This is a genomic window from Micromonospora narathiwatensis (assembly GCF_900089605.1).
Taxonomy (GTDB): domain Bacteria; phylum Actinomycetota; class Actinomycetes; order Mycobacteriales; family Micromonosporaceae; genus Micromonospora; species Micromonospora narathiwatensis.
In genome coordinates this window covers 1147540-1171167 of record NZ_LT594324.1, presented here as the reverse complement: position 1 = coordinate 1171167, position 23628 = coordinate 1147540, and the positions used below count along the sequence as shown (strand labels likewise).

The following is a 23628-nucleotide window of genomic DNA, read 5'->3' as shown; positions in this document are numbered from 1 at the left end:
CCCACTGGCGTGCCAGATGACTTGGTTGTAGAGGTACGCCCGGGTGGTGCGGTAGAACTGCCGGATCTCCTCCGGTTTGACGGGACGGGCCTCGTCCCACTCGGTCGCCAACCTGCGGGAGGAGTCGAAATAGGGCTCGAACGTGTCACCGAGGTAGGCGGCGAGTTGCTCGTACAGGTCGGTTCCCCGGGCCGCGTCCCACCGGCATCGCTTCCAGGCATGTCGGCACCCAGCGCAGTCGCCGAGGTGTTCATCAACCTGTGCCGTGAGACTGGAGCCGAGGCGGCGAGTGCGGTAACCATCGAACGTGGCAGGAACGTCGGCGCACGTCAACGCTTTCCTTCCGATCACGTTGCTGGCGGGGACGCCGCCGGGATGGGATCGATCGACAGTGGCAAGGCCATGCCCGCGGGCTCCGGCGGCGGGGCTGCCTGGCCTACCGTCGCTGGTCACATGTGGTGCTGCCACTGCATGGCCTCTCGGGAGATCGTTGTTGCGTAGCCGGCGATGCGCTGCTCGTCGTCGTGGTCGGTGAGAATGACGGCGAGGGTCCGGTCGACGACGGCAGCAGCGTGGGGACACGGCGCGGTGGTGAACGGGGCGAGCGCGGAGCGCTGATCGGCGGAGGTCAAACCGAACGTGCCGACGCTGTTTGGTACGCCACGACGGGCAAGGTGTTCACAGAATGCGCGGGGCTCGTCCAGGGTCACGGTCGCGAGGAAGCTGTAGCCGTTCCAGCCTCGACGGGTCGGGACATCGGTCACGTCAATGCCGGGGGCGCCGGTCAGCAGGTTGGCGAGCAGGCATGCCTGGTGTCGACGGCGGGCGGCGAGCGTGTCGAGGCGGGCAAGGTTGGCGCGGGCGATGAGCGCGAGCGGCTCGGCGAGCCGGTAGTTGTAGCCGACCTCGGCGGGGAGGCCGTCTTCGGGCGGTGGGGGCTGCTGGTGCGAGCGGAAGGACCGCGCGCGCTGGGCGATGTCGTCGCGGTCGGTAAGGAGGTAGCCGCCCTCTCCCGACGAGAGCACCTTGCCGTCTTTGAGGCTGAAGCAGCCGACGTCGCCGGTGGTGCCGGCGAGTCGGCCACCGGCGCGGCTGCCTTGTGCCTGGCAGGCGTCCTCCACGACGGCCAGGCCATGCTCCGCCGCCGCGTGGGCCAGCCGGGCCGGGTCGCCGGTGCGGCCCCACAGATACACGGGCAGGATCGCCTTGGCCGCAGGCGTGACCTTGCGGTCGAGGTCGTCGTAGTCGAGGTCGGTGCCGGTGGGGTCGCAGTCGACGAAGACCGGGCGGGCACCGGCGTGGATGACCGGGGCGACCGACATGATCACCGACAGCGCCGGTACGAGGACGTCGTCGCCCGGGCCGATGTGCAGTGCGCGCAGCGCGGTGTGCAGCGCCGCGGTGCCGGACGACACCGCGACCGCGTGCCGTACGCCGGCGTTCACGGCCAACTCCCGCTCCAGGGCCGCCCCATGCACACCCCCGGCGGGGTCCGGCATCCGCGTGATCAGACGTGCGAGGTCCGCGACAACGGCCTCCTCAACTCCGGTGGGGTCCGGCGGTGCAGCGTGGCGCAGATCGTCGGGCGTCATGACGGCACGCCGTTGGGCAGGAAACGGGTGAAGCCCATCAGCGGCCACATGTTGACGCAGTCGGCGGAGAACAGGTGGCAGTCGGCACAGGCACCGCCGGGACCGAACAGCGTGGTGGCGCTCGCGTCGCGGATCGAGCGGCGACCGTCACCCGCTGCGGTGGCCCGGATCTTCAACGTGGAAGGGCAGTCCCAAACGCTGCCGTCGGGCTCGATGAAGAACAGGTCGGTCCCACCAAAGCAGCCACGCACGAAGCCGGGACGCTCCGCGGTGATCGCGTCGACGACCTGGCCCGGGTAGCCAGGCGCGGGAAGCCGGACCGGCGGCGCGTCATACAGCTGCGCGAAGGCTACGGCGAGCGCGTCGGCGTCGGACGGTGTGAGCGACAGCTGCTGGTGCAGCGCGTGCTCCGGATCGAGGGCGATCGGCTGCGGCACGAAGTAGTCGCAGCCGAGCCGAGCGGCCAGGGCCGCAGTCTCGGTGACCGCGTCGATGTTCTGCCGAGTGATCACCGAGTAAATGCCAACGCGCGGCGACCGGTCACCGCCGCGGGCGGTGATCAAGGCCTGGATGCCGGCCAGGACATCGCGGTGGCCGTGCACGCCGTTGCGGGCCGGACGCCACCGGTCGTTGTAGCCAGCGTCGGCGGAGTCGAGCGAGACGGACACAGCGTCGACCCCGGTGGCGAGGATCGCCTCGACGAGCTCAGGCCGGTTGAGCGGGATACCGTTCGTGCACAGCACCACCTGAACGCCGGCGGCTCTGATCCCGGCGACCACATCCATGATCGGCGGCCAGATGAGCGGCTCGCCGCCGGCGAGGAATATCCGCTCGACGCGCGATGCGGGCAGGGTCTGCACGAACGCGGCGATGGTGGCCAGGTCCAGATCGTTGCGCGCCAGGTGTGACAGCACTCCGGGCTGAGCCGGCATGGCTTCCCGGTGCTCCTCAATGGTGCCGAAGTAGCAGTAGCGGCAGCCGAGGTTGCACGGCGAACGCAGCGCCCACAACAGGGAAACACCAGTCATCGCGCGCCGTCCTCCCTTTCGGATTGAGTGCCAGCTGGTGTGCTTTGGCTGCCGCGACCGGCCCTCGGCGCGTGTGTACGCTGGGATCGAATGGTCGCCCGGTTCACGGCTGCTCCCACGGGAAGACCACCCAGCCGTCGACGAAGGTCCCGATGTAGGTCAGCGCCTGCCCAGGTTCCTGCGGCCGCCGCCAGTTGCCGGCGTTAACCACGAAGATCGCGGTGCGTACCCGGGCGGCACCGGCGGTCCGCACCAGCTCGACGGTGCGTGCGACGGTGTCGCCGCTGCCGGCGACGTCATCGACGAGCAGCACGTCCGCGCCGGTCAGGATGCCGAGGCTGGTCGCATTGGCGACCTGCGGCGCGGCCGACTTCATCGCGTCGACGCCGTCGGAGGTCGTGTGCAGCACCTCCACGGCGCGCACCGTACGCACGCCGAGGGCGTGTGCGAGCAGCACGGCCGGGACGACGCCACCGCGCAGCACGCCCACCAGCACGTCGGGAACCTTGTCGGCGCGGACCTCGTCCGCGATCCGATCGGCGGTGGCGGTGATGTCGTCCCAGCCGAGCGTCGTGAGGGTGCGGTCACCGGCCACGTTCGTCGCCCCAAATCAGCACGTGCTGGCGGGTGGTGAGGTTCCAGCCGTGGGTCAGCGCGACGTCGGCCAGCCACCGCATCCGAGAGATGACCACATCGACACTGGCGCCCTCCGGGGATAGCCACACCTCCGTGAGGCCGAACTCTTGCTGGAGGTCGGCGATCTCCCGCACGTCATCGGGGCCGGTCACCACAAACTTCCACCGGGCCTGTCCGCTGGCCTGCAGCTGCGTGATGACCTGCGGCTTGATCCGCTTGCCGTAGGGGACCGCGGAGCTTGCCAGCTTCAGCCCGGCGTTGAAGCGCGCGCCGGCTGCGATCAGCGCTGCGCTCGGAGCCATGGTCGCGTTCGTCTCGATCTCCAAGGCCTTGCCGGAGGCGGACGCACGCCGGGCGAGGTCGGTGACGATGCCGCGGTGCAGCAGCGGTTCGCCACCGGAGACGACAATCAGATCCACCGGAGCCAAGCCCGGGTTGCCGGTGGCCGGGTCGAGCCGCACCAGATCGTCCCAGATCTCGGCGGCGCTCATCGCCGGCGCCGCCTGCAGGTCGTGCTTGGCCGTGTTCCACGTGTACTCGGTGTCGCAGACCATCGCGCCGACGGCAGCCGCGTCCGCCGTGCGAGGCATACCTGGATATCCGCAAGTCAGATTGCATCTCAGGAGGCGCACGAACAGGGCGCGACGGCCGAGATTCGCCCCTTCTCCCTGGAAGGAATAGAAGAGGTCAGCGACCGCGACCTGCGTGCTGGTCCGGCTCGTCGTGGCGGTGATCGTGGTGGACAACGCGACGGCTCCCTTCCCGGTCAGGGGTTGTCCTGGCGGTACTCCGCCCAGCTGGCCGCGGTTTCGCGCACCCGCACCGCCTCGACGAACGCGCCGTCCGGCAGGGCAAGGTGGGCCGCGCACCAGTCGAACAGCACCCGGGCCAGGTTCTCGCTGGTCGGCTCCACGTCAACGACGTCGTTGAGGAATCGATGGTCGAACTCGCCGTCCAGATGCCGTTTCAGCAGATCGAGCTCCGCGAAATCGACCACAAAGCCTGGCCCGGTCAGCCGCCTCGATGCGATCGTGACTTCCACGGTGTACCCGTGCCCATGCAGCCGGCCGCACTTGTGTCCCTCGGGCAGCCCACCCAACTGGTGCGCCGCCTCGAACATGAACGATTTATAGATGCGGTAGATCCCCGGCCCGATGGCCGTGACGGGGCCCGAGCCGGCCGACGCAGGCCCGCTCATGCGGTCCTGCCCGACCGAACGGCCAGCTGGAGAAACTCGGTGCGCGCGCCATGGTCCCGCTGCAACCGGCCGCGGGTGGCGACCGTGAGCGTGTCCGCGCCAGCAGCGCGGACGCCACGGCGGGTCATGCACAGGTGCTCGGCCTCGAGCACCACGCCGACGCCGTCGCATGCCAGCTGGGCCTCCAGGAAACCGGCGATCTGCTGCCCGAGGTTTTCCTGCACCTGCAGCTGGGCGGCGAACATCTCCACCGTCCGGGCGATCTTCGACAGGCCGGGCAGCTTCGCCCCGGGGTAGAAACCGATGTGCGCGTAGCCCGAGAACGGCAGCAAGTGGTGGGCGCACAGCGACGTGAACGCGATGCCGCGCGTCAAGACCAGATCGTGGTTGCCCTCGTCGTTCGGGAACGTCGTGAACGTCCACGACTGAGGAGTGAGCATCTGCACCAGGGCGTCGGTCATTCGCCGAGGCGTGTTACGGCCGACCTCGGAGTCAGCGGGGACACCGAGGGTTCGCAGCAACTGCATCACCGCCTGTTCGACCTGCTTCCGGTCGAGCACGTCCACGCCGGCGAGCACGGAATGGACTGGATCATCGAGATCGGGGAAGGTGGTTGTCACCAGGTCTCCTTCGGTGTCAGCTCGGGCGTCTGGACTGCTCTGTGCGATATCGGCCGCCGCATGCGCGAGCCGGCGCAACGGGCGCTGCGTCTGCGGGGCGCGATAGGGCGTGCGCTGTGGTGGTCACTGCTTGTAGAGGTCCACCGGGGGTCTCGTACTGCACAGCCGGCACGGCGGGCGGCGGGACCGCGTGGTGGCCAGCGGACCGCTCCGGCACCGTGCCTTCATCGCAACCTCCTCGTTCCGAGAGCATCGATGACTGACTCCGGCTATCACGATCACCGAACTCGGGTTGCAGGGGAATGCCGACCTTCGGTCCGACCTGGACTACCGATTTGTGGTCCGGGCAGCGTCGACCAGGGTTTATGTGGAATAAACGTGTCCGAGGGTTCTACAGCGCGATGGCCCTTACCGCCGCGTGTTGCGACTGAACAGGGTGGACTGCTGGCCGGACACCGGGGCCGACGCCGCGCGCCGGTCTTCAGCCGACACCCCACCGCCTGACCACGTCGACCGCCGCAAGAGTCGAGGTTGCCACCGCCGCGTTCAGCCTCCAGATGCGGCTATCGGCTGCGGCCTGAGCCGCGAGGCCGCGGTCGGGCAGCTCAAACACGCCACCGACCTGGTACGCGAAGCACCCTGCACCGACGCGTCGGTAACCGGATGCCCGCCGCTTTCATTCGACTACACCCGCGACGCCGTCACGCTGGACGAGACCGGGGACGTGAAGATCTTGCATGTCGACCCGGTGCTCGCCTCTCCGCGCATCGCGGCCGAGTTGTCGGATTCCCCAGGGCACGCCGGTCTACGAGCGGCGCCGCCGGAGCAGGCCGGCCGACGAGTCGGTGTAAGCCTCGGCATCACCGTGCACCAGGCGTCCGGCGGCCCGATCCTGTCATCGGTTCTGGTGTGCTGGGGAGGCCGCCGTGCCGATTGCCCCGCTTCCCCGTCCAATTCCCTGGCGGTCGTCGGCCCGGCTGCTACCATCGGGGCCGCTTCGGCCACATGTCCGCCGCCTGGCGGTGCGACAACGCGGTTGGGGTTGTTGGTTGATTCAGGCGGCCGGGGGTTGCCGCTTCGTCCGTTAGGACGATGTTCCCCGGCCGTTCCAACTGTGGCCACCGGCGCAGGCAGGGATAGGGATGGAAATCCGGAACATCGGTGGCCGGCCGCACACGGACATAGCTGGCGCAGCCGAACTGACCGGACGGTCCGAACAGACGGTACGGCTCAAGACGTCGCCGAAGCAGCGCGCCCAGGGGTCAGGCTGGCCCGCGTCGGTCAAGCAGGACAAGAAGGCGTGGTTTCCCATCGACGAGCTGGAGCACGTCCGGGATGTCCTCCTACCGCAGATCGTGGAAGCCTCCCGAGCGCGGGTCCACCACGTCGACCTCAACGGCGACCCCGAGGAGCTGATTTCCGCCACCGAGTTCCGGGAGATTCTCACCATCACGCAGGGCGGGTGGGACAAGTACGTCGGGATGAGCAAGGCCGCGTGGGACTGCGGCGAGGATGGCTATCTTCCCCTGCCCGACCGCGAAGAACCTGCACCAGTGCAGGGATCTACTCGTTATTGGAAGCGCAGGCGCGTGCAGGAATGGATCAACACCCGGAGCGGAAAGGTGCTCAGCGCCGCGCCGCCCGATTCGCCAACCGCTGTCTCCTAATGCCGCAAGCCGCCTACCGTCAAGCTCCGCTCCCAATGCGGCCGCTGCGTGAAGCGATTGCCGCAAGGCACACGACTGCTTCCGGATGTAGGCCCATTCGCGCCACTCGACGCCCGCTAGCCCGTCCGGTCCGGCAGCCGTCTCGCTGGTTGGGCTGAATCGACCTGCGGTCGATGGCTTCCAGCCGGGTCAGCGACCCGCCGCTGAACCGCGGCGCCTCGCCGGCGAGGCAGGCTCCGGGAAGGGGAAGGCAACGCCGACCCTTCCCGGCGACCTGACCCCACAGGGCCAACCATGTGTGGCTGTGGGGGTCAAGCCACACCCCAGGCTTGACCCCCACAGCCACACATGGTGATCAAAGATCAGGCCACCGGGAAGGCTCTCTGACGAGCATCACATAACCGGCCACGCCGCCCAAGTCACCATTCAACGCGTTGAGAAACATCAGTAGACCATGCGTCATTGATACCGACGGTCACTCGCTGACCACGCGGAGAACTCCACGGATTCGACAATCTCAAGTGGACTCAGCCGCGCTCTTCATGTATCGTTAAATACGTGAGGGAGGGACGGCAACCTCGCCCTCGCAGCCAACACCCCAACCGAAAGGGATCAACGGTGAGTAACGCGCTCGACACCATCCCCCTGACCGCCCGGCACGCGGCCCTGCCGGACCTGCACCGCATCCTCGACCTCCAGCAGGCGCACAAGCTCGACGTTGTCGCCGGCACGGCGATGCTGCGAGCCGAGGCCGGGCACCTGCGCATCACCGGCGCGGAACCAATCCTCAGCGAATCGGGCGTCACCCCCTCCGACGGGCTCTACCGGCCTACCGAGCTGGGCGACGCGGGACTCGGCGAAAAGCTCGGCATCCCCACCAGCTACCTGCGCAAGACCCGCGCCCAGGCGCTGCACCTCTACGACGCCAACGTCAACGGCTGGCTCGATCTCAGCCAGGGCAAGCGCTACCTCGCCCGTTGCCTGTCCGACGGCAACGGCGGCGGCATCCTGCGCGCCTTCCTCAGCGACGGGTACAAGATCATCGACAACCTCGACGTTCTGATGGCCGTCCTGTCCGGCATTCGCGAGTCCGGCATGAACGTCAAGCTGGATTGCGACCTGAGCGAGCGCCGGATGGTCGTCCGGGTGCACTCCGAGGCCATCAAGTCCCTCGCCCGCAACCTGCTGCGCAACTACCGCAGCCCCTTCACCGGTGCCACCGGCGCGGACAACCCGACCGTCTTCGCCGGGCTCGTCTTCACCAACAGCGAAACCGGCTCCGGCGCGTTCAGCGTCACGCCCCGCATCGTCGTACAGGTCTGCGACAACGGCCTCACCATCACAAAAGACGCCCTACGGGCGGTGCACCTCGGCGCGAAGATGGACGAGGGCACCATCCGGTGGAGCAACGACACCCACCAGGCGAACCTCACCCTGATCGGCAAGCAAACCCGTGACGCTGTGCGCCGCTTCCTCGACGTCGGGTACGTGCAGCGCAAGATCGAAGAGATCGAGGAGAAGGCCGGCCGCCGAGTCCCTGACCCCGACCACACCATCCGGGTCGTTGCCCAGCGGCTGCGGTTCACCGAGGACGAGCAGCGACTCATCCTGAGCCACTTCATCGACGGCAGCGACCGCACGGCCGGGGGCATCATGCACGCCGTCACCAGCGCGGCAAAGACCCTCACCGACCCGGACGCCGCGTACGACATGGAGGGCGTCGGCATCCGGGCAATGGAAATCGCGGCCACGCTCTGACCCGACCTCCGGGTGCCGCCGGCGCAACCCGCCAGCGGCACCCGGACCCAGCGCCCCGCCGCAAGGCTGACCGCGCCGACGCGCATCGAGCACGCCGACGCGGGCTGCCGCTCCCACACCGCACGGCCACAGCAACCCGGCCGCAACCGCACGGTGCAAACTCACCGCCGCCCCATTGGGAGAAAGCAATGCCCCTGTTCATCGGGTTGCCGCACGGCGTTTCCCTGCCCCGCAACCTTGCCGAACCCGACGCCCGACAGCTCGTCTCCGTACTCGCCCGCACCTACCAATGGACCGGGCCACTGTTCGGCCGCGCAGAAGTCGAGGCGTACCTACGCGCCCAGGCCGACGACGCCGGCAGCCTCCACGACCCAGCCCTGAACACCGAGGACTGGCACCGCATCCAGAACACCGCCGCATGGAAGAACCTCGCGGCAACAGCCCGCCGCGCCGTCACCACCGCCGACGTGATCGGCCAGGCACTACGCCAAGCCGGCCTGCACTGCGCCCAATGCGACTCCCCCATCGCCGGTCCCTCGACCGCGAATTGGGGGCTCTGCCCCACCTGCCTCAACGCCGCCGACATCCTCGACCTACAAGCCCTCCCCTGCCCAGCCAGCGACGGCGCAAGCCCTCACCGCTGGACCAGCACCACCTGCACCGAATGCGCCATGCCCGCACCAGCTACCCGCCCCCACCTCACCGCCGTCGCCACAGCCGCCTAACCCGCCGCGCGACGTTCCTCCATTCATTGGCAGCTTCCCCAGCAAGCCGACGCGTACGCGAGCGCCGCTGAACGCAGCGGCCCGAAACCATCGGTCAGGCCCGGACGGCAACCCGGGCCTGACCGGCCAACCAACAAACCCACAACCGAAGGGAGCACGCCCGTGCTCACGATCACCGCAACCGACGCGCAGTCCAGCGCGGCAACCGACCAGCCCAACCCGGAAGGACTGCCCGACCTGTCGACCACCTCCACCGGCCCGGCGGTGGTAGCCGACACCGAGGACACCAACGCCAAGCCCGCCCTGCCCGGCGGCTACGAACTGCTGCCCATCAAGCAGATCAAGCCCAACCCCGACAACGTCCGCGACGACGCCCAAGCCCTGCCCGGCATCGTGGAGAACCTGCAAGAGGACGGCGTTCGCGGGCTGCTCGCCCCAGTCATCGTCACGCCGCTGGACGACGACACGTACCTGATCATCGACGGCGAGCAGCGATACTGGTCCGCTGTCGAAGCCGAGCAGGAGTACATCCCGGCCATCGTCCGGGACGACCTGGCCGGCAACCGCGAGCAGATCATCAGCATGTTGCGGCAGGTCCACCGCAAGGACCCCACCGCCGCACAGGTATCCCGAGGCATCCAGCAGCTCGCCCTCGACGGCATGAGCGACGAGGAGATCGCCCGCAGCACCGGCTACCACCCCGAACAGGTCAAGGCCGGCCGCAGCGTCGCCGCCCTGGACAAGCACACCGCCGCACGCACCCACGCACTCGGACTGAACTTCACTCAGGCCGCCGCCCTCGCCGAGTTCACCGACGAACCCGGCACCATCGCAACGCTGTTGCAGGAAGCCGAAGACGCCGGACCGTTCGCGTTCGCCCGAGCCGTCGAACAGGCCCGCTCCGCCCGCAACGCACGCGAAGCCGAAGCCGCGCGCCGCGCCGAGCTGACCGCCGCCGGGGTGACCCTGCTGACCGAACACCCCGGCTACCACGACGCGAAGGTCAAGGAGATCTGCGACCTCCGCGACGCCGAAGGCCAGCGCATCGACACCGAGCAGCACACCGCCTGCCCCGGCCACGCCGTCCTGCTGTACCTGGCCTACGACCACCGCCTCACCGAACGCACCTACTGCACCGACTGGCGCAAGCACGGACACACCCAGTACAGCTACAGCACCACCACTCGCAGCGGCCCCATGACCGAGGGAGAAAAGGCCGAGCGGCGGCGCGTCATCGAGAACAACAAGCTGATGGAAGCCGCGAACACCGTCCGCCGTGAGTGGCTGACCAACCTGCTCGCTGGCAAGACCCCACCCAAGGGCACCAACAAGCTCATCGCGGAGATGCTGGCCGACTCCGGCTACCTCCTGTCCACCTGGGTCAACGGCGGCCGGAAGATGCTGGACGACCTGCTCTCGCCGGGCAAGACCAAGCGGGCTGGCACCAGCCGCGTCCCCGCTCGCGTCAGCGACGCCCGCTACACGGTCATCTCACTGGCCGCCATCGCCGCCGCGAACGAAAGCGCCATCACCCGCAGCTCCTGGCGTGCCCCCGACCCGGCCGTCGCGAAGTGGTTGCAGTAGTGCGTCATCAACGGTTTCCAGGTCGGTAAGGTCGAACAGCTCATCATCGACGGCGTCGCCAACCGCACCACGAACCGGCGAACGGCCCTCGCCGTAGCCACGAACACGGAGCCAGACGACCCGCAGCCTGCCCGCACCGAGGACGAACCCGAGCAGGCAGAGACCGAGGGCCACGACGTTGACGCGGCAACCGTCGCCGCTGCTGACACCGCAACCGCCGACACGGAGGCGGACCCCGACACCGCGTGCAACCTCGCCGCCTAGCCGCTGCCGGTCGGGGGCCACATCCAGCCCCCGACCGGCACCACCCAAGACCGATCTTGTCCCGAGCCCGTCGTGCTCCAAGCCGTTGCTCCCGCGGCCACCGGGCGGGCCGGAACACGTCCGCGTCCCATCAGGTCCGCAGCCGGCCCGCCCTGCCAGCTCCGCGTGCGCCACGATCCGCACTCAATCCACGCCCGATGCCTGTATAGTAATGACCTGTATCCGGAGACGGCGAACCTCCGGAGGCCCACCACACCAACCCACGGGATTCGACCATGCCAAACCGGCGGCTCAGCCAGAACGCGACCACCGCAGCAGTACGGCACCCACGTGGCCAAGCCCCGCTTGATGGACAGCGGGATATCGCGCGGCTGCTCGGAGGCGATGGCCGCTGGTGCCTCTTTCGGGACAACAATCCCCACGGCCTCCGGCTCGACACCTACAGCGACAGGTGGACTCTCACCCGCGAGTTCCACGTCCACATCAACGGCACCGACGGTGAACGATGGGACATGATCACCGAACCATCGCCCGTCTGCGTCGGAGGATGGGACGCCCAGCGCTGCGAATACGTGGCGCGCAGGCTGCCGACCGGGCAGGTGATCGCCAGGGGCGACACGCAATACGGGGTCCTGGCGCGCGCCGCGCGACGGTGCCTTCCCAATGCCCGGCACCACCCACCGCAGGGCCGGTGACCACAGCGCCCCAGCGCCCCTTGGGGCGACTGCTCGGCGGAGGCCGGGGGGTTAGTTTGGCGAACTCCCCCCGGCCGCCTGGCATCCGACGCCACACGGGCCCCAACGAACCCTTACGCCGGAGCGTGCCGCCCATCGTACGGCAGCCCCCAGCCAGCGACCGTGAAGCAGACCATGAGAAGCGTCATCAACCGCCATCCGCCGACCATTCGGCTCGCCAACCAGTGCGTACGGCATCATCACTCCATGTCCACGCGCTCCCCACACGGCCGCGATGTCGTGAACCGGATCGAAGCAGCGGCGATGCTCGGCATCTCCGTAAGCCACCTCGACCGGCTCTACCGCGAGCGCGACAGCAACGGCTTCCCCGAGCGCGCCGCCGATGGCCGCACATGGCACCGCCAGGACATCGCCGACTACGAACTGCCACGCGAACAGGCCACACGCAGCGCGCGCGACAGCGTCGACCGCTCCGGGGACCCGGACGAATTGGTCGACACCGCGACGGCGGCCCGCATCCTCGGTTACCGCGACCGAAGCGCCCTCGCCGGAAACAACCCCGTGTGGCTGCGGCTGCAGCAGCAGGTGGATGACGAATCTCTGACCCCATCCGGCCGCAAACGCAGACGGTGGAAGCGCCGCACCGTGTGGGCGATCGCGGAAAACCGCATCGGCAAGGGAGGCGCGACGCGCACCGGACGGCCAGCCGGCACTCCCCACGGCCACCCCGACCGCTCCGGCAACCCAGACGAACTGGTGGGCAAAGCCGAAGCCGCCCGAGTGCTCGGCTACAGCACCGCCAACGCCCTACCCAATCGCGTGCTGGAGCGCGCCGATGAGCAGACAGCAGGCCCAAAGGGGCGCTACCGCCGCAAGTGGAGGCGCGAAACGCTGTGGGCCATCCTGGACGAGCAGGACAGCACACCACCTCACCCCTGATCTGCTCAGCTAGTGCTTTGACCACGAAGGTTCGCGGTGTTGGGTGACACGCCGGCCGGCTTGGCTGACGGGCGGCGTCGCGGGCTTCAGGCTGTGGCGGTGGCAGAACCCGTGCGCGTCCGGCGGCTCAGTGACCAGGAGGGTCAGCAGCTGCTGAGGATCACCCGTCGTGGTACCGGCTCGGCGGTCCGATTACGGCGAGCCATGGTCGTGCTCGCTTCAGCCGGTGGGAACACAGTGCCGGCGATCGCCCGGCTGGTGCAGGCGGATGAGGACACGGTCCGGCAGGTCATCCACCGGTTCAACGAGATGGGCATGGTCAGCCTGGACCCTCAGTGGGCGGGTGGCCGTCCCCGCCTGATCACTGACGATGACGAGGTGTTCATCGTCGAGACGGCCAACGCCCGCCCCGAAGCACTGGGGCGGCCGTTCACCCGGTGGAGCGTGCGTAAGCTCGCCGACTACCTCACCGCCCATGCCGTCCGCCGAGTTCGGATCGGGCGGGAGCGGCTGCGGCAGATCCTGCACCAGCACAAGATCACCTTTCAGCGGACGAAGACGTGGAAGGAGTCCACCGACCCCGACCGGATTGCCAAGCTGGCCCGTATCGAGTACGTCACTGCGCATTTCCCGCAGCGGGTGTTCGCCTTCGACGAGTTCGGGCCACTGGTCATCCGTCCGCAGGCCGGTGCCGGGTGGGCGCCGTCCGGGCATCCGCAGCGGCTGCCAGCGAACTACCACAAGCTGCACGGCGTCCGGCAATTCCACGGCTGCTACAGCGTCGGGGACGACCAGCTCTGGGGCGTCGTCAGGCGTCGCAAGAGCGCGGCGAACACCCTGGCCGCGCTCAAATCGATCCGGGCCGCGCGTCCGGACGGAGCGCCGATCTACGTCATCCTCGACAACCTGTCCGCGCACAAGGGCCTCAAGATCCGGGCGTGGGCGGCCCGGAACAAGGTCGAACTGTGCTTCACCCCGACGTATGCGTCCTGGGCCAACCCGATCGAAGCGCAGTTCGGGCCCTTGCGGACCTTCGTGATCGCCGGCTCCGACCACCCGAACCACACCGTCCTGACCCGCAAACTGCAGGCCTACCTGCGCTGGCGAAACGCCAACGCACGCCACCCCGACGTCCTGGCCGCCCAACGCCGCGAACGCGCCCGCATCCGCAGCGAACGCCAACGAGGCTGGCGGCAGCCGACCCCACGCGCTGCCTGACCGTCACGCGTCGCCGGTTGGCCGCCCCACCTCGCCAAGCGCATCCAGCAGCCGGTTCCTCGCCTCCTGCAGCCGGACGGGGTAGTCCGGCCTGAACACCTCCGCCAGCGAGGTCTCCAGCGTCCCGGAGATGCGATACAGCGGGGACCACACTGCGCGGTCACGATCGACCAGGTCGTCGAAATCGGCAGTGCCCATCATCCGGTGAAGCCAGTCTGAGAGCACCAACGCTTCGTCCCGGGTCAGCCTGATCATGAAGTCGTCCTCCGTCACCGCGCCGAGGTTACCGGCCGCTCGACACCGTGAACGTTCGTGGTCAAGGCACTAGCCCACGGCGTAGGGCTGCCGTCGGCCCCGACCGATCACCGCATTTCCGCTCACCGAGGCGTCCGGCCCTGGCGGGCCGGATAGACCGGAAGCGGCCTCCGGCCGCACCGCCCAAACCCCCTTCACCGGTGGGGGCCGCAACAGGCTAGCGACGTGCTCGCTCCGGTCAAGTCCGGGCGCGGCTCGGAAACATCATGCACACCCCGCATGATCTTTCCTCGAAACCCCGCGCCCGGACTTGACCTCCACTGCGCGCGCCGCGGGTCGAGTGAACTCGCCCCCCACCGCCAAAGGAAGTGGGGGACGCGCCGTGTCCGTACACGGCAGCGTGATCGGCGTAGCCGCCGGCAAGCCACCGTCAAGATCATCAAAATTCCTCGACCATCCATGCCGAATCGGATAGATCCACGCCACCAGAAGAGGTATAGTAATGACTGTTCGGAGGGGACGGCGAACCCCCACCGCACACCACACAAACCCCAACCCAAAGGAGACACATGGACTCCCACGACGTCGGCACTCCGCCGATCGTCGAGGGGTACGGCTGCACGACGTGCGGCGTACCCCTCACCGTGATCACCACCCCGGCCGGCGGACGGACGTTCCTTCATTCCCGCAACAGCAACGACGACCACGAGCCCAACCCGGCGCCGCTCGCACAGCTCGCGCACGTCGAAATGACCTGCGACTTTTGCTCCGCACCTCGCCCGGTGGCGTCGTTCACCTTCGCAAAACTCGAAATCGCCATGACGACCGCAGCCGACGTCAGCGGCATGGCGATGCACAACCTCGGCGGCAGTTGGGCAGCGTGCGAGGGATGCGCGCGCCTGGTCGAACAGCGCGACCCCGAAGGGCTGACCGCTCGCGCCGTCAAACGCGCCCGCCGCCGTGGCCTGTCCGATGACGCGCAGAGCTTCTTCCGACCCCTACACCAAGCCCTGTTCGCCGCCACTCCCAGCACACCGGCACGACGACCGCTTCCCACCTACGAGGCGAATAACCGCAGCCGCCCTCCCACGAAGGACGCCACGGTCGCCCCCGAGGTACGGTCGCTGCGCCCGCAGATGCTGCCGAAGGTGCGGGATCGGCTCGTGCGTTTCTGGCGCACGTCCGGCGGCTCATACCTCCTGCGCCTGCTCGACAGCGGCGAGACGTACAAGATCCCCGGACACCTGCGCCCCGGTGCCCCACTCGACGCCCCCGCCGCGATCGTTGACGCCCGCAACCCCGAAGCACTGCACCAGTACACCGCCCTAATGGCAAACCACGCGGAAAACGGACGCGTGTTCTGGATCGACCCCGATTTCACCGCCCTCGCCGCGCACGCGGCGCGCGATCTTCCCGACGTGCGCATCGAGCAGGCCGAGATGCCGGCATCCGACGGCCTGCTCGTCTGGCACACGCCGATCTATCGGCCGGTAGAGCCGCAGACCGGTCTAACGGTGCCAATCGTCGCGGCGCAGTGGGGACCCATCCCGGACGGCGTCTGGATCACCTTCTACACCCCAGCCGAAACCCTCCTACAGGGTCAGCAGCCCACCGAGGTGGAATTGCAGGGGCTACGCGAGCGCATCGGGTGGCTCGCCCCGGTCAGCAGCGGCGCAGGGCTGCGCTTCGGTCAGCCGTACGCACCCAGCAGCGAGCAAACGCGCGTGATGCTGTGCTCGTTGATCGCCACGTGGATCCTGTCGACGCAGCCCGACGCCGAGATCACCGAGGAACCAGCCGACAAGGCGACGCGCAAGGCATACCAGCGCGCCAACCGACCCGCGTCAACGGTTCGACTGGTGCGACTGCGCCGCAAGCAGCAGGCCCGCCAGGACAACCACGACAGCACGACCACGCGCGTCTACACCCGCCGATGGTGGGTCGCCGGGTTCTTCCGGCAGCAGCCCTACGGCCCCGGCCGCGCTCTGCGCCGCCGGACCTACGTCCGCCCGCACATCAAGGGACCGGCCGACGCCCCGCTCATCCTGACCGATCAGGTTCACGTGCTCGGCGACGCCCGCAAGCGACACCAGCCGTAGAGACGTAGTAGGGGAGTCGACCGCCCCGACTCCCCTACTACCCATCCCGGCCGCCCGGCCGAATCGGATAGACCCACGTCATCGAATAAGGTATAGTAATGACTGTTCGAAGGGGACGGCGAACCCCCACCGCACACCACACAAACCCCAACCCCAGGGAGCACCCGAATGCACACGGCGTGGCAAACGATCCTGCTCGCAATCACCAGCGCCAACCTCCTCGCACTCCTGGTGCACAACCGACGACTTCGCACCGCCCTCGCCACCGCCCGCCACGAGGCCGACCACGACCCGCTGACCGGACTGCCCAACCGCCGCGCGCTGCTGCGCCACCTGGACGCACTTCTGACTGACCGCACCCGGCCCGTCGGCGTTGCCCTGCTCGACCTCAACGACTTCAAAGCGATCAACGACCAGCACGGGCACGCCGCAGGCGACAACCTGCTCATCCACGTCGCGGACACCCTCACCGCACTCGACCTACCCGCCGCCTACATCGGCCGAATGAGCGGCGACGAGTTCCTGATCATCACCGACGACGTCGAACACACCAGCCGCGAGAACGCCACCGCCGCTGCCGACGCCCTCGGCCGCAGCACGCTCGCGATCTTCGGTGAGCCCGTCAACTGCCGCGCAAGCATCGGCCTCGCAATAGCCGACCACGGCACCCGTACAGTCGCCGACCTGCTCACCCGGGCCGACGCTGCCATGTACGACGCCAAGCGCCACGGCACAGCCGTACAGGTGTGGCACCCCACCACCGCAGCCACCGCCGCCACGGCAGGCACCTCCCGCCGCCGCTACCGCTAACACCCCCGGCGCGGCCCGGGTCACCCCACCCGGGCCGCCCCTCCCCTCGCACCACGCGCGCCATCCGGGCGGAAAGGCGAACCCGCCCCACACGAACGCCAACACGAGGAGTCCCCATGTCTGCCCTCACGGCACCCACGACGTCGATCCCGGCGGCAACGCCCAACGTCCGCCGCGTCGGCCAGGTCCTGGCCATGCTTGAAGACGCCCGCTGCCACATGGCCCACGTCATCGATTACCTGCACCTGTGCGACCATCGCCCCGCGTGGCCCACCGAACCGGTCCACGACCTCACCACCGCCGTGCAACTGCGCGCCGCGACCGTCGCACTCATCAAGTACGCCCGCCGGCACCACTGCGAGGACTGCAACCCCGGACGACTGCGCGCCACCCTGCGACTGGCCGCGATGCTGCTCGACCTCTGGCAGCACGGCAAGCACTACGTGCAGCGCCCCAACCTGTACCCGGTCACGCTCGCCCACAGCGCGCACCGACTATTCAACGACTGCGCCGGATGGACCACCACCGGCGACCCCGGACGCCTGCTCGGCCAGCACCCCTGAAGCCGCGCCCGCCCGGCCGCGCGCAGCGGCCGGGCGGCACACGCAGGACCTCGCTGGCTGCCGCTCCCGGCTCTCACCCCACGTCCCACAGCGCCTGCGGGTCAGCCGCCGTCCACCAGGCCGACAACCGGCCCGGCATCACCCACCGCGCCCCCGCGCGACACGACCTCCGACGCAGGCTGCCGACTGCGACGCGGCACCACCGTCCCCAACTGCGCGATGCGCTCGCGCACCGCCTTACCGTCCACCATCCGCCGCAACGCCCGGACCCTGCTCACGTCCACACCGGCCAACTCTGCGGCCAATCCGTCGTCACGGAGAATCGTCGCGAGGACCACCACCGACAGTTCGTGTGCCGCCGTAGCGTCCCGCATCTCCCCGTCTACCTTTGCCAGCAGCTCGCGCCGCCGCTCGGCAGCATCCGCAAGCGCCGACGCCGATTGCTCGACAGCCCGCACGGCACGCCGCTCGACCTCCTGCCGCGCCCGAAGCGCACGGACCGCATCATTCCCCGTTCGACTCGCCATATCCCGACCGTAGCGACTTTCCGATCCCACCAACACATCCCGAGCCCGCCATCTTGCCTATTCGTTCGATCCTGGCCGCAATTTCAGGAACCACCTCAGACCTTCACCCAGGCCAGCCATATAGCCTCCTACCTGCACGAACGCCCACCCTCACGATTCTCACCCCCCTTAAAGGCGACACACCCTCTTGCATTCTCCGCCACCCATCTTCTAGTTGATCATCTACGGTTTTCGCATGTTGTCCATCACGCGAATCTCGCCCGGCAGCGGATATCGCTATCTGATGGAGCAGGTCGCGGCCGGCCGGCACGACATGCGCGCCCCGACCGCCGGGGGCCCGGCCCCGTACTACATGGACCCGACGGCGCAAGGTGAGAGCCCCGGCTGGTGGGCTGGCGACGGCGCCGCGGTCCTCGGAATGAGCGGCTGGGTCACCGAGAGCCAGATGCGCTTCCTCGTCGGCCAGGGACGCCATCCCCGCGCCGGCTATCAGCTCGGACAGCGATGGCGCACCTACGCGCCGCAGACAGACGCGTACCGGGCCGCAGCCGCACAGCGAGCGCTGTCACTCCTGCCCGACGACGCCACGGTCGAACAGCGGGACAAGGCGTGGTACGACGCGATGACCGCCCCGGAGCGCCGCGCGGTATCCGCGTTCGACGTCACCGTGTCCCCGGTCAAGTCCGTATCGCTGCTGTGGGCCTTCGGCGACGACGACGTCAAACGCGACGTCATGGCCGCCCACCACGCCGGGGTACGAGTCGTGCTCGACCACCTGCAACGACACGGCGCCTACGCCCGCGCCGGCGCCAGGGGCGTCCGCCAACTCGACACCGCCGGCCTGGCGGCCATGGTCTTCGACCACCGCCTCAGCCGTGAATGTGACCCCCAACTCCACGCGCACATCGTGGTCTCCGCCAAAGTTCAAGCCCACAGCGCCGACGGCAAGTCTCAATGGCTCGCCCTCGACGGCCGGGCCCTCTACCGCGCCGCGATCGGCGCCCGCGTCGCCTACGAACGCGCGATCGAAGCCGAACTACGCCAGCGCCGTGGCATCACCTTCGCCCCACGCCCTGACAGCGGCATCCGTGAGATCGTCGGCATCAGCGACGACTCCCTGCGCCACTACGCCAAACGTCGCGCCGCCATCACCGAGGAGATTCACCGCGGCGCGTCCCCGCTTCAGCGGATGGCACCGCGACGGTGGCGTACTCGCGCCCAGGACGCCACCCTGCGTACCCGCCGGCCTCACCAAGGCGCAGAGTCGACCCAGAAGGCCGTACGCCGCTGGCTCGCCGAAGACCGCAAAATGGGCCTCGACACCAGCCGGCAGATCCACCGTCTTCTCGACGGTCACGCGCACGATGACACCACCGCCATCGCCCTGCGGGTCCTGCGCCGGGCCCGCCGTCTCGCAGCCGAACCCGCCGCCCTGGACGAGACCACGCTGCGGGCCGCCGCCGCCCAGCTCCGCGTCGCCCGCGCACACCGATCGCGCGTCATCGACGCCGCCGTACGCGCCGACGACCGGTTGGCGGTCGCCCGCGCCGTGCACACGCTCGGCCGCCAGCGCGCCGTCTTCGGCCGCGACCACCTCGAACTCGCCATCGGTCAGGTCCTCGACATCACACCCGGACACTCACCCGCTTCGGACTGGCAACGCGTGCAGCGCCTCGCCGCCCAGGCCGTCACCGAACGGGCCGCCGGCCTGCGCCTCCTGACACCCCCAGCGCTCGTGCAGTGGGGACCGAGCCTGCAACGTGCCAGCGACCTGCACAGCGAATACACCCGCCACCGAGACCTGCACCTGACAACCCACGCCGTCCTCGCCGCCGAGCACCAGATCATCGCCTACGCCCGTCAACGCGGCGCGCGCCTCGCCCCCGCCGAGGTCGTCAACGCCGCCGTCGAGCAATTGGACCTGTCCGGCGAGAAAGCCGAGGTGCTGCGGTTCCTCATCGGCGACGACCGGCGCATCACCGGTGTCATCGGTCCCGCCGGCACCGGCAAGACACACCTTCAGCGGGCCGTCGTCGCCGCAGCCCACGCCGCAGGCATACCGGTGCTCGGGCTCACCGTCGGCCAGGCCGCCGCCAACCTGCTCGCCGACGCCACCCGCCAACCCGACGGAACCACCCTGCGCACCGAGAACGTCGCCCGGTGGCTGCACGCCCAACATCGCCCCCCGCCCGACGGCAATGCCCGCGACTGGCAGTTCGCACCCGGGCAATGGGTCATCCTCGACGAGGCATCACAGGTCTCCAGCCACGATCTGGCCCGCCTCACCGCCCAGCTCGACCAGGCACGCGGCAAGCTCATCCTTGTCGGCGACCCCAACCAGACATCCGCCGTCGGACCCGGTGGACTGCTCCGATACCTCGCCACCCTCGGCGTCACCACTTCCCTGTCCCACGTGCACCGCTTCACCCACGCCTGGGAAGGCCCCGCCTCGCTACGGCTGCGCCACGGCGACCCCACCGTCCTCGACGAGTACGACCGGCACGGGCGCCTCATCGGCGGACACCGCCGCCACCTCGTCAACCAGATGCTCACCCGATGGCTCGCCGACATCACCGCCGGCCGCCACAGCATGATGCTCGTCGACACCACCCAAGAGGCCAGCGACATCGCCCACCACGCCCGCAACCTGCTCATCACCGCAGGCCGCGTACAGCCCGACCGCGCCGTCCGCCTGCAGGACGGCAACCATGCCAGCGTCGGCGACATCATCGTCACCCGCCGCAACGACCGGCGCATCGCCGCCGGCCCCGACTACGTCACCAACCGCGACCAATGGCGCATCAACGCCATCACCCGCGACGGACAACTCCACGTCACCAACATCACCACCGGAACGACCGCGATCCTGCCCGCCGCCTACACCGCCCGGCACACCCACCTCGCGTACGCCCAAACCGTCGACTCGGTCCAAGGACAAACCGTCGACACCGCCCGCGCGCTCATCGACGACAACACCTCACTCGCCCGCGTCTACGTCATGCTCACCCGCGGCCAGACGCTCAACGAGGCGTACGTCGTCACCGACGACCACCCCCGCGAAGGCACCCCACCCGCCCCACCCACCGCCCGCGTCGCCGTTCTCGCCGACATCATGCGCCGCGCCACCCCCGAGCGCTCCGCCACCGAAACCGAACAGCAGCTCTGGGCCAACGCCGACGCCCTGCACACCTGGACGCCCATCTACAACGACCTCACCGCCCGCGCCCGCATCCCCGAATACCTCACCATCGTCCGCCAACTCAGCGGCCCCGCCCTCGCCGACCGGCTCGCCCACGACCTCGCCCTACCGGCACTCATCAGCCGACTCAACACCTACGCCGCCGCCGGACACGAACCCCGCGACGTCCTCCGCCGCGCCATCCACGTACGAGAACTCGACACCGCAGACGACACCGCCGCCGTCCTCACCTGGCGCATCGACCGCCTCATGCAACGAACCACCGCCGACCCCGCCATCGCCGAACGCCCCGAACACTGGCGCACCCACACCGACCGCCTCCCGGCCGACCTCACCGGCGACATCGGTGACGCGCTACGCCAGGTCGCCACAATCTGCGACCAACGCGCCGAAGCACTCGCGCACCTCGCCACACAGACCCAGCCCGCCTGGAGCCTCGCCCTCGGCGACATCCCCACCGACGACACTGGCCGCCAACAATGGCTCACCCGCGCCGAAGTCGTCGCCGCCTACCGCGACACCTACCAACTCACCAGCGACCACCCCATCGGGCCCGAACCCCATACCAGCGACATCACCCGCTGGAACGCCTGGCACCGGGCCCGACTCGTCCTCGGCGCCGCCACCCTCGCCGGCAAGCTCACCACCGCACCCGACGCCGAACTCACCCGCCTCATCACCACGCAGCACGCCGCCGACAACACCGCGCCCGCCTACGTCGCCGACGAGCTCCGAACCACCTACCGCGCCCTCACCGACGCCGAACACCACCGCCACGACATCGCCCAACTGCTTGCCACCGCCGACGCCACGCACCGCCACACCGTGCCGCGCGCGCAACGGTTGCAACCTCGCTGGTGGCACCGCGGTCCCTCACGTACCCGACGCCTCACCGCACAACACGACCTGCACATCCACGCCGCCGCTGCGGCTAACCGGGTCGGCAGCCTTCAGCAGAAGCTGGCCAGCCTCGACCACCAGATCGCCGAGCACAGCCGACGCGCCACGGTCCTCGACACCCAGCACGCGGCATGGAAACGCTGGTACGACGAAGCCCTACCGACGCGCTACGCCGGCCTCGCCGCCGCCGAACAAGTCCGCCGCGCCGCGAACCGAAACGGGGGCCTCGCCGACGCCGTCGCCGCCACCACCGCCCGCGTTCACGCCGTCAACGACACCCGCCCCACACCCCACGCCACACCCATCCCCGAGCACCTTCGCCAGCACGCACACGACGCGCACCAGCGCATCACCACCAACCCCGACATCAGTCAGACGGAGCTCGACTGATGCACCCCACCACAGCCTTTGTCGACGAGTCCTGGTGGCAGCCGCGCCACCGGCCCGGCGCCTACCTCATGTCCGCCGTCATCGTCGACCAGGACGACGTCGCCCCGGCTCTCGCCGCCGCCAACATCGCGCGGCCAGCTCTACCACTGGGTGGAGCGCCCGCTGCGCGCGAGCTGGAAGAAGGCCAAAAGTCAGCTCAGCCTGCGAAGACCCTCGGTGATGGCCGTGCGGAGTTGCTCGCCATATATGCATCTGCCGGCAACGCGTCGACATGCTCGGCCGCCTGCTCGAAGGCAGCGCGCGGCGACCGTGTTGCCCAGCCGCTCGTTGGCCATCGCCACACCCACATGCAGCGAGGGGTAGAAGGCAGCGACCCAGCAATCACCGACGGCGTCGGCAGGTCGCAGCACCTCCTGGTTCCACCGCAGAATCTCCGGGTCCCGGCCCACCCGATGGGCGATCATGAGAAGGTGTCTGACCATGATCCCTTCGACTTGTCCAACCTGGCGCAGATCATCGACACCTACATGCACCGGATTCTGGACAGCGGCGAAGACCCTGTGGACGTACTCCTGAACCTGATGGGGGCGCTGATCGAGCCACCGCTTTCAGAGCACCTGTGGTGCGTCGGCCAGCTGTACGGCAATTTCGGCTGGTTGTCCGACATCGTGGACGGCTACCCCGTCGACTACGGCGCCAACGCCGAGACGATCGCCGCCCGCGAGATTCGCGACGCCGCTCGCGACTGGCTTGGCATACCCCGCACCGTCGAGGGCATGGAGCACTACCTCAAGCGGTGGGAGGCGAGGCTTGAAGCCCTGCCGGCGACCTACGGAGGGTGGACAGTCCGGGGTACGTCGGGACACGAGGCGGATCTGCCACCCACGAACGCCTGAACCAGCCAGCCACAACACAGGGTCTCCTGACAAGAGCCAGATTGAGTGCGCTCAGCCGCGATCAG

Annotated in this window: 20 protein-coding genes; 12 read left to right on the top strand and 8 right to left on the bottom strand. The window is 69.0% G+C overall.

What is annotated here, in order from left to right; genetic code table 11:
• Positions 1-449: 449 nt before the first annotated feature.
• The 6 genes from GA0070621_RS05245 to folE all read right to left on the bottom strand — a co-directional run bounded on the left by GA0070621_RS05245 (position 450) and on the right by folE (position 5074).
• Positions 450-1640, bottom strand: a complete 1191-nt coding sequence (locus GA0070621_RS05245; protein WP_167666615.1) for a DegT/DnrJ/EryC1/StrS family aminotransferase — start codon at positions 1638-1640, stop codon at positions 450-452.
• Positions 1589-2620: a radical SAM protein gene (locus GA0070621_RS05240; RefSeq protein WP_091192011.1), complete on the bottom strand. Its 1032-nt coding sequence runs from the start codon at positions 2618-2620 to the stop codon at positions 1589-1591. The genes GA0070621_RS05245 and GA0070621_RS05240 overlap by 52 nt, the downstream gene beginning before the upstream one ends.
• Positions 2621-2723: 103 nt before the next feature.
• The gene (locus GA0070621_RS05235; protein WP_091192010.1) at positions 2724-3215 is read right to left on the bottom strand and encodes a phosphoribosyltransferase; all 492 of its coding nucleotides are present in this window, start codon (positions 3213-3215) and stop codon (positions 2724-2726) included.
• Positions 3205-4002, bottom strand: a complete 798-nt coding sequence (locus GA0070621_RS05230) for a 7-carboxy-7-deazaguanine synthase QueE (RefSeq protein ID WP_091192008.1) — start codon at positions 4000-4002, stop codon at positions 3205-3207. The genes GA0070621_RS05235 and GA0070621_RS05230 overlap by 11 nt, the downstream gene beginning before the upstream one ends.
• Before the next feature lie 20 nt (positions 4003-4022).
• Positions 4023-4454 carry a 6-carboxytetrahydropterin synthase QueD gene (gene queD / locus GA0070621_RS05225; protein WP_091192007.1) on the bottom strand — a complete coding sequence of 144 codons (432 nt, stop codon included), beginning with the start codon at positions 4452-4454 and terminating at the stop codon, positions 4023-4025.
• On the bottom strand, positions 4451-5074 hold the full coding sequence (gene folE / locus GA0070621_RS05220; protein ID WP_091192005.1) for a GTP cyclohydrolase I: 624 nt from the start codon (positions 5072-5074) through the stop codon (positions 4451-4453). The genes queD and folE overlap by 4 nt, the downstream gene beginning before the upstream one ends.
• Positions 5075-6216: 1142 nt before the next feature.
• Here folE and GA0070621_RS05210 point away from each other — a divergent pair.
• From GA0070621_RS05210 to GA0070621_RS05185, 7 genes are all read left to right on the top strand, one after another.
• On the top strand, positions 6217-6741 hold the full coding sequence (locus GA0070621_RS05210; RefSeq protein WP_091192004.1) for a hypothetical protein: 525 nt from the start codon (positions 6217-6219) through the stop codon (positions 6739-6741).
• 618 nt (positions 6742-7359) lie between these two features.
• A complete protein-coding gene (locus GA0070621_RS05205; protein WP_167666614.1) occupies positions 7360-8499 on the top strand; it encodes a DUF932 domain-containing protein in 1140 nt (379 codons plus the stop codon).
• Between the two features lie 188 nt (positions 8500-8687).
• The gene (locus GA0070621_RS05200; protein WP_091192002.1) at positions 8688-9224 is read left to right on the top strand and encodes a hypothetical protein; all 537 of its coding nucleotides are present in this window, start codon (positions 8688-8690) and stop codon (positions 9222-9224) included.
• Between the two features lie 162 nt (positions 9225-9386).
• Positions 9387-10808, top strand: coding sequence for a ParB/RepB/Spo0J family partition protein (locus tag GA0070621_RS05195; RefSeq protein WP_167666613.1), 1422 nt, complete (start codon positions 9387-9389; stop codon positions 10806-10808).
• Between the two features lie 539 nt (positions 10809-11347).
• Entirely contained in the window at positions 11348-11767 is a 420-nt protein-coding gene (locus tag GA0070621_RS29390; protein ID WP_157739846.1) for a hypothetical protein, read from the top strand.
• 162 nt (positions 11768-11929) lie between these two features.
• Positions 11930-12706 (top strand): hypothetical protein, encoded by a 777-nt coding sequence (locus GA0070621_RS05190; RefSeq protein WP_157739845.1) that lies wholly within the window; start codon positions 11930-11932, stop codon positions 12704-12706.
• A gap of 99 nt (positions 12707-12805) precedes the next feature.
• Positions 12806-13924: an IS630 family transposase gene (locus GA0070621_RS05185; RefSeq protein ID WP_231921019.1), complete on the top strand. Its 1119-nt coding sequence runs from the start codon at positions 12806-12808 to the stop codon at positions 13922-13924.
• A 3-nt stretch (positions 13925-13927) separates the two neighbouring features.
• On the opposite strand, the gene GA0070621_RS05180 is transcribed toward GA0070621_RS05185, so the two are convergent.
• Entirely contained in the window at positions 13928-14197 is a 270-nt protein-coding gene (locus GA0070621_RS05180; RefSeq protein ID WP_091191998.1) for a hypothetical protein, read from the bottom strand.
• A 551-nt stretch (positions 14198-14748) separates the two neighbouring features.
• Here GA0070621_RS05180 and GA0070621_RS05175 point away from each other — a divergent pair.
• From GA0070621_RS05175 to GA0070621_RS05165, 3 genes are all read left to right on the top strand, one after another.
• Complete coding sequence (locus GA0070621_RS05175; RefSeq protein ID WP_091191996.1) at positions 14749-16278, top strand: hypothetical protein; 1530 nt, start codon at positions 14749-14751, stop codon at positions 16276-16278.
• Positions 16279-16446: 168 nt separating this feature from the next.
• Positions 16447-17088: a GGDEF domain-containing protein gene (locus tag GA0070621_RS05170; protein WP_091191994.1), complete on the top strand. Its 642-nt coding sequence runs from the start codon at positions 16447-16449 to the stop codon at positions 17086-17088.
• A gap of 116 nt (positions 17089-17204) precedes the next feature.
• Positions 17205-17651, top strand: a complete 447-nt coding sequence (locus GA0070621_RS05165; protein WP_157739844.1) for a hypothetical protein — start codon at positions 17205-17207, stop codon at positions 17649-17651.
• A gap of 101 nt (positions 17652-17752) precedes the next feature.
• On the opposite strand, the gene GA0070621_RS05160 is transcribed toward GA0070621_RS05165, so the two are convergent.
• A complete protein-coding gene (locus tag GA0070621_RS05160; protein ID WP_157739843.1) occupies positions 17753-18178 on the bottom strand; it encodes a hypothetical protein in 426 nt (141 codons plus the stop codon).
• 235 nt (positions 18179-18413) lie between these two features.
• Here GA0070621_RS05160 and mobF point away from each other — a divergent pair, with 235 nt between their 5' ends.
• On the top strand, positions 18414-22667 hold the full coding sequence (gene mobF / locus GA0070621_RS05155; protein ID WP_091191989.1) for a MobF family relaxase: 4254 nt from the start codon (positions 18414-18416) through the stop codon (positions 22665-22667).
• Positions 22667-23563, top strand: coding sequence for a hypothetical protein (locus tag GA0070621_RS05150; protein WP_091191988.1), 897 nt, complete (start codon positions 22667-22669; stop codon positions 23561-23563). Before mobF ends, GA0070621_RS05150 begins: the two co-directional genes overlap by 1 nt.
• Positions 23564-23628: the final 65 nt, after the last annotated feature.

What these genes read in the sequence shown, in the direction of transcription:
- GA0070621_RS05240 (WP_091192011.1), bottom strand. Translation starts at nt 2,620, where the DNA reads ATGACTGGTGTTTCCCTGTTGTGGGCGCTGCGTTCGCCGTGCAACCTC.
- queD (WP_091192007.1), bottom strand. Translation starts at nt 4,454, where the DNA reads ATGAGCGGGCCTGCGTCGGCCGGCTCGGGCCCCGTCACGGCCATCGGG.
- GA0070621_RS05210 (WP_091192004.1), top strand. Translation starts at nt 6,217, where the DNA reads ATGGAAATCCGGAACATCGGTGGCCGGCCGCACACGGACATAGCTGGC.
- GA0070621_RS05200 (WP_091192002.1), top strand. Translation starts at nt 8,688, where the DNA reads ATGCCCCTGTTCATCGGGTTGCCGCACGGCGTTTCCCTGCCCCGCAAC.
- GA0070621_RS29390 (WP_157739846.1), top strand. Translation starts at nt 11,348, where the DNA reads ATGCCAAACCGGCGGCTCAGCCAGAACGCGACCACCGCAGCAGTACGG.
- GA0070621_RS05175 (WP_091191996.1), top strand. Translation starts at nt 14,749, where the DNA reads ATGGACTCCCACGACGTCGGCACTCCGCCGATCGTCGAGGGGTACGGC.
- GA0070621_RS05170 (WP_091191994.1), top strand. Translation starts at nt 16,447, where the DNA reads ATGCACACGGCGTGGCAAACGATCCTGCTCGCAATCACCAGCGCCAAC.
- GA0070621_RS05165 (WP_157739844.1), top strand. Translation starts at nt 17,205, where the DNA reads ATGTCTGCCCTCACGGCACCCACGACGTCGATCCCGGCGGCAACGCCC.
- GA0070621_RS05160 (WP_157739843.1), bottom strand. Translation starts at nt 18,178, where the DNA reads ATGGCGAGTCGAACGGGGAATGATGCGGTCCGTGCGCTTCGGGCGCGG.
- mobF (WP_091191989.1), top strand. Translation starts at nt 18,414, where the DNA reads ATGTTGTCCATCACGCGAATCTCGCCCGGCAGCGGATATCGCTATCTG.
- GA0070621_RS05150 (WP_091191988.1), top strand. Translation starts at nt 22,667, where the DNA reads ATGCACCCCACCACAGCCTTTGTCGACGAGTCCTGGTGGCAGCCGCGC.